Source organism: Acinetobacter sp. DSM 11652 (assembly GCF_900109815.1).
In the GTDB taxonomy this organism is placed as follows: domain Bacteria; phylum Pseudomonadota; class Gammaproteobacteria; order Pseudomonadales; family Moraxellaceae; genus Acinetobacter.
On sequence record NZ_FOBK01000015.1, the window covers coordinates 49,531 to 60,620 of the forward strand.

10 protein-coding genes and 1 rRNA gene are annotated in these 11,090 nt (G+C 36.7%); 7 read left to right on the forward strand and 4 right to left on the reverse strand.

Annotation, left to right across the window (positions count from 1 at the left end; all coding sequences use genetic code 11):
• Window positions 1-19: 19 nt before the first annotated feature.
• The gene (locus tag BMW42_RS13170) at window positions 20-1,207 is read right to left on the reverse strand and encodes an O-succinylhomoserine sulfhydrylase (RefSeq protein ID WP_092768449.1); all 1,188 of its coding nucleotides are present in this window, start codon (window positions 1,205-1,207) and stop codon (window positions 20-22) included.
• A gap of 141 nt (window positions 1,208-1,348) precedes the next feature.
• Between BMW42_RS13170 and BMW42_RS13175 the strand changes: the two genes are divergently transcribed.
• The 6 genes from BMW42_RS13175 (at window position 1,349) to ppk1 (ending at window position 7,669) form a co-directional block, all read left to right on the forward strand.
• Entirely contained in the window at window positions 1,349-2,443 is a 1,095-nt protein-coding gene (locus BMW42_RS13175) for an alpha/beta fold hydrolase (protein ID WP_092768451.1), read from the forward strand.
• Between the two features lie 5 nt (window positions 2,444-2,448).
• A complete protein-coding gene (locus BMW42_RS13180) occupies window positions 2,449-3,318 on the forward strand; it encodes an NAD(P)-dependent oxidoreductase (protein WP_092768453.1) in 870 nt (289 codons plus the stop codon).
• A gap of 83 nt (window positions 3,319-3,401) precedes the next feature.
• Window positions 3,402-3,668: a YARHG domain-containing protein gene (locus BMW42_RS13185; protein ID WP_035266544.1), complete on the forward strand. Its 267-nt coding sequence runs from the start codon at window positions 3,402-3,404 to the stop codon at window positions 3,666-3,668.
• A 29-nt stretch (window positions 3,669-3,697) separates the two neighbouring features.
• Window positions 3,698-4,111 (forward strand): HIT family protein, encoded by a 414-nt coding sequence (locus BMW42_RS13190; RefSeq protein ID WP_092768455.1) that lies wholly within the window; start codon window positions 3,698-3,700, stop codon window positions 4,109-4,111.
• 219 nt (window positions 4,112-4,330) lie between these two features.
• Window positions 4,331-5,422 (forward strand): porin, encoded by a 1,092-nt coding sequence (locus BMW42_RS13195; protein ID WP_092768457.1) that lies wholly within the window; start codon window positions 4,331-4,333, stop codon window positions 5,420-5,422.
• 177 nt (window positions 5,423-5,599) lie between these two features.
• Complete coding sequence (gene ppk1, locus BMW42_RS13200; RefSeq protein ID WP_092768459.1) at window positions 5,600-7,669, forward strand: polyphosphate kinase 1; 2,070 nt, start codon at window positions 5,600-5,602, stop codon at window positions 7,667-7,669.
• Between the two features lie 7 nt (window positions 7,670-7,676).
• On the opposite strand, the gene ybaK is transcribed toward ppk1, so the two are convergent.
• Window positions 7,677-8,147 (reverse strand): Cys-tRNA(Pro) deacylase, encoded by a 471-nt coding sequence (ybaK, locus tag BMW42_RS13205; protein ID WP_092768475.1) that lies wholly within the window; start codon window positions 8,145-8,147, stop codon window positions 7,677-7,679.
• Between the two features lie 269 nt (window positions 8,148-8,416).
• Between ybaK and BMW42_RS13210 the strand changes: the two genes are divergently transcribed.
• Window positions 8,417-8,902, forward strand: a complete 486-nt coding sequence (locus tag BMW42_RS13210; protein ID WP_416224333.1) for a lytic transglycosylase domain-containing protein — start codon at window positions 8,417-8,419, stop codon at window positions 8,900-8,902.
• A gap of 29 nt (window positions 8,903-8,931) precedes the next feature.
• Here BMW42_RS13210 and BMW42_RS13215 read toward each other — a convergent pair whose 3' ends face one another.
• Entirely contained in the window at window positions 8,932-10,281 is a 1,350-nt protein-coding gene (locus tag BMW42_RS13215; RefSeq protein WP_092768463.1) for an MFS transporter, read from the reverse strand.
• Window positions 10,282-10,832: 551 nt separating this feature from the next.
• Window positions 10,833-10,947 (reverse strand): 5S ribosomal RNA (gene rrf, locus BMW42_RS13220).
• Between the last annotated feature and the right edge of the window lie 143 nt (window positions 10,948-11,090).

The window sequence follows — 11,090 nt, forward strand, 5'->3', positions numbered from 1 at the left end:
TACTCCGAACAAATTTAAATTAGACTAAATCAAGACCACGTTGAATGTCTGCAATAATATCATCAACGTCTTCCAAACCTACTGAAAGACGAATTAAACCTTCTGCAATGCCAGCTGCAGCCTTCGCTTCATCAGACAATTTACCATGAGTAGTCGTTGCAGGATGAGTAATCGTTGATTTTGCATCCCCAAGATTTCCAGTAATAGAAATAAATTGAGTGTGATCAATCACTTTCCAAGCAGCTTCTCGCCCACCTTTTACCACGAATGAAACGATACCACCAAAACCTTTTTGTTGCTGTTTAGCCAAATCATGACCTACATGATCCGCTAAGCCAGCAAAGAATACTTTCTCGATTTTATCGTGCTGATGAAGCCACTCAGCAATCTTTTGTGCACTTTCAGAATGAGCCTTCATACGTAGACGAAGCGTTTCCAAACCTTTTAGGAAAACCCAAGCATTGAACGGACTCATAGAAGGCCCAGTTGTACGAACGTAGCCAAAAACTTCTTCAAGTAATTGATGACTACCTACGACAGCACCACCCAACGCACGACCTTGACCATCTAAATATTTTGTCGCTGAATAGACAACTAGATCCGCGCCCAATTTTAATGGTTGTTGTAGCACTGGCGTACAGAAACTATTATCAATTGCGAGTAAGGCATCATTTTCATGCGCGATATCTGCTAATGCACGAATATCAGCAATTTCCGATAATGGATTTGACGGAGATTCTACAAATAGTAGTTTAGTTTCTGGTTTGATCGCAGCTTTCCAAGCATCTAAATCTGTTAAATCAACAAAATTGACAGTCACACCAAACTTAGAAATGTATTTTTCAAATAAGGCCACGGTTGAACCAAATACTGCTCGAGAACATACAACATGATCACCAGCCTTTAAGAATGACATCGCCACCGCCATGATCGCAGCCATACCCGTACTTGTTGCCACTGCACGTTCAGCACCTTCCATTGCAGCCAATCTTTTTTCAAACATTGCGACTGTTGGGTTTGTAAAGCGAGAATAAATATTACCGGGCTCTTTCCCAGAGAATTTAGCTGCTGCTTCTGCTGCATTTGCATATACAAATGAAGAAGTTAGAAACATCGGTTCAGCATGCTCACCTTCAAAACTGCGCGTATGACCTGTACGAAGTGCTAATGTATCAAGTTGGTATTCAATGTCGTCTTGCTGGCTCATTGCTCTAAATCAGTCCTAAAAACTGCCTTTGTGAATAATTGCCAACATTTTGAGCGCCCAAAGCATTTAAGGTCAAGGTAAAATATATAAATATCGCTTAGACTTCGTTCAAATCACATGCTTATGAGATCTTCAACCTTCATGGAACATTTAAAAACTAACTGGCGTTCTAAACAAAGCAAGTTAAAAAATTTAGGGACACGCATTTTTTACGGTAAATCTTTGGTTTTATCTCAAGCAACGCCGTATGAAGTGATAGGTACTCATAAATCGAGTAAAATTCGATATTACGCATCTGAAAATAAAAAATATGTTGAGCCATTGGTCTTTGTCGCGCCTTTAGCGATCAAGATGGATATTTATGATCTTTATCCATACCGTTCTCTTATCAAATATTATACAGAGCAAGGTTTTGATGTGTATTTATTGGATTGGGGACACTTTAGCTATAAAGATCGCGATCTCAACTTTTTAGGTTTTATTGATGATGCAATCCCGAATTGTATCGATCAAATACGCACACACGCTAAATCTGATCAAATTTCTTTACATGGCTGGAGTATGGCGGGAATATTTGTTCTGTTGTACACAGCGCTCAGACAGCCGAACCATGTAAAAAATCTAATCGTTTTAGGTAGTCCAATTGATAGCTTTGCTTCAGGTAGTATCGGAAAGCTATATGCTAAGATGAATCGCTATCTTGAAAGAACTCGTCTACTCAAACATAAAGTTTATAACGGTCGTATTCCTAAGCGCCTCATTCACTCCCCAGGTATTTTAAATGCAATTGGATTTAAAATTTTAGATCCAAAAGGTTGGTATGAAGGCCATAAACAATTATTACTGAATCTTGATGATAAAAAACTTTTGCATGAACATGCCACTTTAGGTTATTTCCTCAATCATATGATTGATTATCCTGCTGGGGTAAACCAAGATATGTTATTCAATGTCTGGTTAAGAAATCCGCTAAAAAATGGTTATATCGAACTTCAAGATAAGAAAATCGAATTAAAAAATATAGACTGCTCTCTTATGATTGGCGCGGGTTCAAGCGATCAAATGGTCACAGCTGATGCTGTTAGACCATTGACTGAATTGACAAATAGTCGTGATGTCACGTTTACTCTTATTCCTGGTGGGCATTTAGGTTTAATGTCGAGTCAAAAAAGTGCCGATCAATTTTGGCCTGAACTTGCTCACTGGTTAGCAGAGCGTTCAACACAAATAGAGTAAAGAAAATGACGACAGTTGCATTTATTGGATTAGGCGCAATGGGTTACCGTATGGCAGCTCATTTACCCAAACACTATGAATCAGTTTTGGTATGGAATCGAAATTTCGAGAAAGCCAAACAACATGCAACTGAATATCAAACACAAGCTGTATCACTTCAAGAAGCTGCCCAAGCTGATATCATTTTTAGTTGCTTACCAACGAGTCAGCAAGTCAATGAGATCATTCATCAAGTCGACATTAAATCTGGATCAATTTGGGTAGACTGTACCAGTGGCGTGCCTGATGCAGCTAAAGCACAACAAGCTTTTTTAAAATCAAAAGGTGTATATTTTCTAGATGCGCCGGTTAGCGGACAAACTATTGGTGCTGAAAATGCGACTTTAACCTTCATGGTTGGTGGTGAAAAAGCGGCTTTTGAAGCTGCATTACCAGCAATGCAAGCCATGGGTAAACTGATTAAGCATGTAGGAGACTCAGGATCTGGTTTTGCTGTGAAAGCAGTGAACAACATGCTCTTGGCTGTTCACTTATGTGCCGCTGCTGAAGGTTTTACTGCACTTAAAGCACATGGTGTGGATTTAAATGAAGCTTTAGAGTGCATCAATGCTTCAAGTGGTAAAAGTGGTGTGACTGAAAATGTATTGCCTCAACGGGTATTAAATCGAAGTTTTCCAAATACTTTTGCCTTACCGTTACTGAACAAAGACACTGGTATCGCAGTAGACCTCATTCATCAAGCAAAATTATCCGCACCTGTCATTACGCTTACTCAAAGTCTAATTGGTGCTGCTAATGCAATAGCTGAACCTAATAGTGATTTTTCGACAGCAGTTAAAATGTACGAATCATGGAGCAAAATTACCTTAGAATAAATTTTCGCCATTGAATTCACATATAAAGCCCATATAATTGAAATGTGACAATATCAAATGTCCATTTCTAAATGAGGATACTCATGAATAAGTTTTTATTAGGTTTAATTACTGCTGTATCTGTTTCAGCTGGGGTTAATGCTTTTGCCGACACTACAAAAGAGTGTGAAAAACTTAAAGATGATTACAACATCATCTATGCATCAAAAGGCTTCTGTTTTAAAGATCCAGATACTAAGGCAAAGTTCGGCAATGAAAATTGCAATACAACTAAACCTAAGTTCTCAGAAAAAGAGCAACAAAAGCTTGACTCCATTAAGCAACGTCAGAAAGAATTGAACTGTAAATAATTCAATCTAATTACATTCTGGGAATAGTTATGGCTTACGATGATCAAAATATTTTTGCAAGAATTCTACGTGGTGAACTTCCTGCAATTAAAGTGTATGAGGATGAGCAAGTTCTTGCATTTATGGACATTATGCCTCAGGCAGATGGTCATACTTTAGTCATCCCTAAATCACCTGCCGTAACTTTACTCGACTTAGATCCAAACACTGCAGCGTACACGATTCAAATCGTTCAAAAAATTGCAAAAGCGATTGAAACAGCACTAGATGCAAAAGGTATAGTGTTGATGCAGTTATCTGGTGCTGCAGCTGGGCAAACCGTGCCTCACGTTCACTTCCATCTTATTCCAAGTTCAATTCATGAACTGGGTAAACACGCAGCACAAATGGGTGATCAAGAGCGTATCAAGGCTTTGGCTGAGAAGATTAAAGCTGCTTTATAACAGATCCTCATAAAAAAAGGAGCTTTGGCTCCTTTTTTTTGTTTTATGCCTTTTGATTACTATAAATTGTTTCTATCCATTTTCATGATAATGAAATAAATTCTTAATATTACTGACTTATTTGTAATGAATACTTAGCACCAATAGAGAACAGTAGTTACAAAAAAACTACTGATCATGATTATTAGGACAATAAATCAGTCTTTACTGGAGCTAGAAATGAAAAAAACACTTTGTGCATTAGCAGTTGGGGCAACACTAATTACACCATCAATCGCAATGGCAGCCGACGTTAAAATTTATGGTCGTGCGCATGTTTCATTAGATTACCTTGATGATGGTAAAGATTATAATGAAGTGGGTTTATCATCTAATTCATCTCGTCTAGGCTTTAAAGTTGAACAGAAACTAGAAAATGATATGACTGTTTTTGGTCAAATTGAACAAGAAATCAACTTTGCTAGCGGTGGACAAAATTCAGGTGTTGATTTTGCAACACGTGATACATTTGTTGGTTTAAAAGGTAATTTCGGTCAAACTCGTGTCGGTCGTTTTGATAGCCCTTTTAAAATAGCACGTGGTCCAGTTAACTATTTCGGCGATCAAGTAGGTGATTTACGTAATGTAACACGTGCTGGTGACTTACGTTTTGATGAGCGTAATGAAAATACCATCGAATATAAATCACCAAAATTCGGAAATGGGTTCAATGTATTAGCAGCACTTTCATTGCACGAAAGCAATTCTCCAGGCTTCACGGAAACAATTGTAGATAAAGATACTGGTGAAGTTATTCAAAAGAAAGGCGACTCTAAAAAGAATAAAGCTTACGATCTTGCATTGACCTATAAAGAAGGTCCTGTTGATTTCGCAGCTGCTTATGAACACTATGAAGAAGATGCGACTCGCGGCGAACGTGATGGCTTCCGTTTAGCTGGTGCTTATAAAATCACACCTGAGCTAAATATTGGTGGTTTATATCAATATATGACTCATGACAATGACGTAAAAAATCCTGATGCACAAGTCATTGGTGTTGCAGCTGATTATAAATTTGCACCAAAAACATATATCCGTGGTCAAGTGATGCACCGTGATGTAGATGCTAAAGATGCGAACGCAACACTCATTGCTTTAGGACTTGAACATCGTCTTGATAAAGCAGTTCGTGTTTACGGTAACGTCGCAACTGTGCTTAATGACAAAAACTCAAGCCTTACACCATGGGAACAAGCACGTACAAATAATGTGAAGGGTTTCAAAGGTGAGGATGCTTTAGGTTTATCTTTAGGTTTCCGTTACGATTTCTAAGCCCTAATTGATTTAAAAAAAGCACACTTATTGTGTGCTTTTTTGATTAAAATAAAATAAATCCAATTATATATATTTATCGAATATATACCAATCAATGTAATATTACTGTCACACATCAAACGTACCATCGCTGCAAGGTCTTTCCTGACGGCTCAAAAAGCAATAATTGGTACTATGCACTCTTTTGAAAACTTTCAACACAATTCAGACACTTACATTAATCGCGAACTTTCATTATTAGAATTCCATAAACGAGTTTTAGCTCAAGCTAAAGACCCTCACCACCCCTTATTAGAGCGACTAAATTTTTTAATCATCTTTTCTCGGAATTTAGATGAGTTTTTTGAAATACGCGTTGCTGGACTTTTAAAACAGATCGAATTAAATCAAATAACTACTGCGCCTGATGCCTTTCCCAATGAAATTATTTTAGAACAAATATCTAAAACAACGCATCATGCGGTTCAAGAACAATATCAGATACTTAATAACGAGCTCATTCCTCAACTTAAATCTTATGGTATCGAATTTATCCAATATCATGGAATTTTAGATAAATATACTGAATGGATTCAAAACTACTTCAGTAAATTTATTCAACCAGTAATCACGCCCATCAGTTTAGACCCTGCCCATCCTTTTCCCCGTTTAGTCAATAAGAGCCTTAATTTTATTGTCACGCTTGAAGGTAAAGATGCTTTTGGTCGTCAGATTGAGCTCGCGATCGTACCTGCACCGAGAACTTTGCCAAGGACGGTCAAAATTCCTGATGACTTATGCGAAGGTAAGCAACATTACATCCTGTTGTCGGCTATTCTGCAACAACATATCAATGACTTATTTCCAGGAATGAAGGCGACAGGATGCTACCAATTCCGTGTTACACGCAATGCTGACTTAAATTTAGCTGACGATGTAGACGATCTGGCAGTTGCTCTTAAAGATGAACTTTCTTCGCGAAGATTTGGACGTGAAGTTCGACTTGAAATTGATCACAATTGCCCAGAAGCGATTAACCAATATCTACTTGAACAATTTTCTTTAGAACCTTCACAACTCTATCGTGTTCAAGGTCCTGTAAATTTAGCTCGATTATTTTCAGATTTTGATTGTCCAGATTTGAAGTTTAAACCCTATCAACCCGTGATACCGAAGATATTGAGACAATCAAAAAGTATATTTGATGTATTAAAACAACGTGATGTCCTTTTACATCATCCTTTTGACTCATTTTCACCCGTCATCAACCTGTTAAAAGAGGCTGCAAAAGACCCTAATGTCTTGGCAATTAAGCAAACTCTTTATCGCAGCGGACCAGATTCAGAGATCGTTCAGGTCTTAGCAGAAGCAGCACGAAATGGTAAAGAAGTTACTGCGATTATTGAATTACGTGCTAGATTCGATGAAGAATCCAATATCCTGGTCGCCAACCTCCTACAAGAAGCTGGAGCTGTTGTTGTGTATGGCATCGTGGGCTATAAAACTCACGCTAAAATGATTCTAGTTGTTCGTAGAGAAGCAGATCATCTGAAACGGTATGTTCATTTGGGAACTGGCAATTATCATGCTGGTAATGCAAAAATGTATACCGATTACGGTCTTCTGACCACTGATGATGACATTTGTGAAGATGTCCATAAAATCTTTCAAGAATTGACAGGTATGGGAAAAATGGCAAAGCCTAAAAAGCTGTTCCATGCACCTTTTACCTTGCATGAACAGCTTTTAAAACTCATTGCCAATGAAATCCACCATGCTAAGTCTGGTCATAAAGCGCATATTATTATCAAAGTTAACGCTTTAACTGAACCTAAATTAATCGCGGCACTTTATCAAGCGTCAAATGCAGGTGTTCAAATCGATCTGATCATTCGTTCCATCTGTTCATTAAGACCTCAAGTACCACAGTTATCAGAAAATATCCGCGTCAGATCCATTGTAGGACGTTTTTTAGAACACACACGGGTCTACTATTTTCTAGATCAAGGCAATGAGAAATTATATTGTTCAAGTGCAGACTGGATGGGACGTAATTTATTTTCAAGAGTAGAAACTTGTTTTCCGATTGAAGATAAAAAACTAAAGAAAACGATTATTAAAGATGGTCTACTGAATTATCTGAACGATAATCAACGTGCTTGGGAATTAGATCAAGAACATCAATGGAACAAGGTATGCCCAACTGATGATCAAGAAATTTTTATCGCTCAAGAATATCTAACCAATCTACGTCAAATGTATTGATCAAACATTAAGTGTGATCCACAATGTCCTTAAATTGAGCATCTAATACTTGGGCCAATGATTGAGGATCTAATCCAATATCTAGCCCTCGTTTTCCACCACTCACGTACACCTTTTTAAGAGAACTTGCCGATTGGTGAATGACTGTATTAAGTCGCTTTTTTTGAGCAATTGGACTAATCCCACCCACTAAGTAACCGGTCAGACGCTCAGCCACTTTCGGATCAGCCATTTTAAGTTTTTTACAACTGAAAGCATTCGCCGCCTTTTTTAAATTAAGTTGATGGTCCACTGGTAAAATTGTCACAAAATAATTGACATCATCTGTCACTAGAAGTGTCTTAAAAACTTCATGTTCAGATAAACCCAATTTTTGAGCTGCTTCTAAACCAAAACTTTCAGCATTAGGATCATGCTCATATTCATGAACAGAATAATCTATCTTTTTGTTTTTTAGAAATTTACAAGCTGGCGTCATGATGATTTCAGGCATTTAATAATGGCATTATTATAAGAAAATATTGAATCAATTTTAAAGTTTTTCTGATCTATTTATCTTACTCATCAATATATTGCAAAACTACAACACTCCAATTTATCTAGGGCTTGACCCCAATCACTAGCTTACTTATGATTTTTGCAAATTGAATTTGTACGGTTACTATTTTGCTTTTTTTACAACGTTTACAATCACCTCCCCCATCCTTTACTTTCCTTAAATATAGTTTAGTTCTATCATCGTGTATCGTGTTTGTCGGTTGCTCATCTTTAGGTGGTGGTTCAGTACAAAAACGCGCCGCTAAACTTTCAACAGGTATTCAAAAGGCATACTCTGTACACCCATACACCGCAAATAGGGTTTCACCACTAATTGTGCAAAGTGCGCAACAATTTGATGTCGACCCCCTGTTAATGGCCGCTCTTATTCAACAAGAATCGAGTTATCGAAATTATGCAGTATCACCAGCAGGTGCTGTAGGTCTTACCCAAATTATCCCTAGATATTGGCAACAATCTTGTCCAGGTGACCTTTTTCAAGAAAATATTAATATACATTGTGGGACTTTTATCCTATCAAAATATAATCAATCTGCTGGTAGCTGGAAAAAAGCACTGGCCTATTACAACGTTGGACCTACTGGATACAACACAAATCGAAAAATGAAAAAACAAGGTAAACGTTATGCCAAACAGGTTAAAGAGCATCAAAAAATTTTAAAATCACATTTATAAAAAAAGCCTCTTATGAGGCTTTTATTCTACTATGTAATTGAAGATGCGATTTTTATTTTTTCAGGAACTGTTTCAATCACTTTTGTCCTTTTAATACATAATACGGCTATTGCACCAATTACTGCTGGTATAGCAACGGCAATGAAATTCCATTTGTGCGGCAATTCCATTCCTAAAAGAATACCAATGACAATGGGGCCGACAATTGCACCTATACGCCCTACTGCTGAAGCCCAACCAATCCCAGTTGAACGTACAGCAATTGGATAAGATTGCGCTACATAGCTATATATTAAAATACTTGTACCAATTGATGCTGCACCAGCCAATGCCACAAGTAGATAAATAACCATTGGCGGCGAATTGAAACTTAATCCAAATAAAGCAAAAGCTCCAATTACAAACATCGAAATCACTACAGGTTTGAGATGAAATTTGTCTGCTAGAATTCCACCACCAATAGTACCGATGACAGCGCCAATATTTAATGAAAGTAAAAACGTTAAACTACTTCCTAAAGAATAACCTGCAGCCATCATTAACTTTGGTAACCAACTTCCTAATGCGTATGTCATTAAAAGACACATAAAAAAGCAGCACCAAAATAACAACGTCGTTGTCGCTCTATTATCAGTAAAAAGAGATTTAACCGATGCATCAGGTAGTTTAATTTCGTTTAGAACCAAATGAGTTGTAGAATTAACATTTAAATCTGCGTTGATCTTATTAATAATTCCTGAGGCAGGTTCATAATTTTTTTGTTTCACTAAAAATGTTAGTGATTCAGGCATATACTTCCATATAAACGGTAATACTAATAATGGAATTCCTGCGATAAAGAACATAATCTGCCAACCAAATTCAGGTGTAAATTTTACACCCAATAAAGCCGCCATAATTCCGCCAACTGCATAGCCACTAAACATAATCGTAACTAAGGTACTTCTCAATTTTTGTGGTGCATATTCAGAAGTTAAAGTTACTAAATTTGGCAAAACACCGCCTATACCAAGTCCAGCAATAAATCTTAAAATTCCAAATTCTGTTGGATTACTTGCGAATCCTCCTAAAAAAGTAAAACCACTGAACAAGGTTACACAAATTAAAATAACTTTTTTTCGACCAATTTTATCTGCCAACATACCAAAAAGCATCGCACCAAACATCATTCCCGCTAGCGCTGTGCTCGCTAATAACCCAGCTTGGACAGAAGTCATACCCCACTCTTGCATAAGAAGTGGCAACGTTACGCCATTAATTGCTAAATCATAACCGTCAAAAATTACGATAAATAAACACCATAATACGATTGATAAATGAAAGGGTTTAAATTTTGCATTATCAATTACAGCATTCACATTCATTGTCTGCGCTGTCATTTTTATCTCACCTCCAATTGTGAGTATTTTTAAAATAATGAACCTAGATTCATATTTTATATAAATGCAATAAATTAGGATTTTTGTCTATACAACTTTCTAGTGGACTATTCATTTAATAGATTGATTAATAATTCAATTGGCATAAAAAATCATGAAAATTCAAGTTTTAAGAGTTTTATATTTATTCTTAGTTACTAAGAATGAATTCTTATATAACCTTTCGACTGAAATCTTGATTTTTAATACTCAATCTGCAAATTAGGATTGGCATTTTATTTAATAGTCAACTTTGATGCTCTTTGTAAATAAAAATTTCATTGTAAATCATTCATTTTTTGAACCATTCATTATTGTTTATTATTTAGCTTTTCAACTAATTAGTTGGGTTGTTTTTATGATATTAGCCTTATCACTAAGGCATTTATTGTTTAGCATAAATTAACTGAATGGAGCTTCTTATTTAATTATAAGGGTTTAATTATTTTCAAATTCAATTTTTATGTATAAAAAAACACCCCCTTGTATTGAAGGGGGTGTTTAGAATAATGAGCTGGCGATGACTTACTCTCACATGGGTAACCCCACACTACCATCAGCGCTAAGAGGTTTCACTTCTGAGTTCGGGAAGGGATCAGGTGGTTCACTCTTGCTATTGTCGCCAGCACAACTGTTGTGACTTTGCTTGGGTCTTATTCGCATGTATTGTTTGCGTGCCTTTGCTTGGTCAAAGAAGTTATTAACAGCTATTTGAGTTGCTTTAATTGGTGCAGTTTAGCGTTTTATCTAACTAAATCAAGTTATTTGTC

Bases quoted from the DNA above. Each gene is read 5' to 3' on its own strand.
- BMW42_RS13180 (WP_092768453.1), top strand. From the start codon at position 2,449: ATGACGACAGTTGCATTTATTGGATTAGGCGCAATGGGTTACCGTATG.
- BMW42_RS13170 (WP_092768449.1), bottom strand. From the start codon at position 1,207: ATGAGCCAGCAAGACGACATTGAATACCAACTTGATACATTAGCACTT.
- BMW42_RS13175 (WP_092768451.1), top strand. From the start codon at position 1,349: ATGGAACATTTAAAAACTAACTGGCGTTCTAAACAAAGCAAGTTAAAA.
- ybaK (WP_092768475.1), bottom strand. From the start codon at position 8,147: ATGACGCCAGCTTGTAAATTTCTAAAAAACAAAAAGATAGATTATTCT.
- BMW42_RS13185 (WP_035266544.1), top strand. From the start codon at position 3,402: ATGAATAAGTTTTTATTAGGTTTAATTACTGCTGTATCTGTTTCAGCT.
- BMW42_RS13190 (WP_092768455.1), top strand. From the start codon at position 3,698: ATGGCTTACGATGATCAAAATATTTTTGCAAGAATTCTACGTGGTGAA.
- BMW42_RS13215 (WP_092768463.1), bottom strand. From the start codon at position 10,281: ATGACAGCGCAGACAATGAATGTGAATGCTGTAATTGATAATGCAAAA.
- BMW42_RS13195 (WP_092768457.1), top strand. From the start codon at position 4,331: ATGAAAAAAACACTTTGTGCATTAGCAGTTGGGGCAACACTAATTACA.
- ppk1 (WP_092768459.1), top strand. From the start codon at position 5,600: ATGCACTCTTTTGAAAACTTTCAACACAATTCAGACACTTACATTAAT.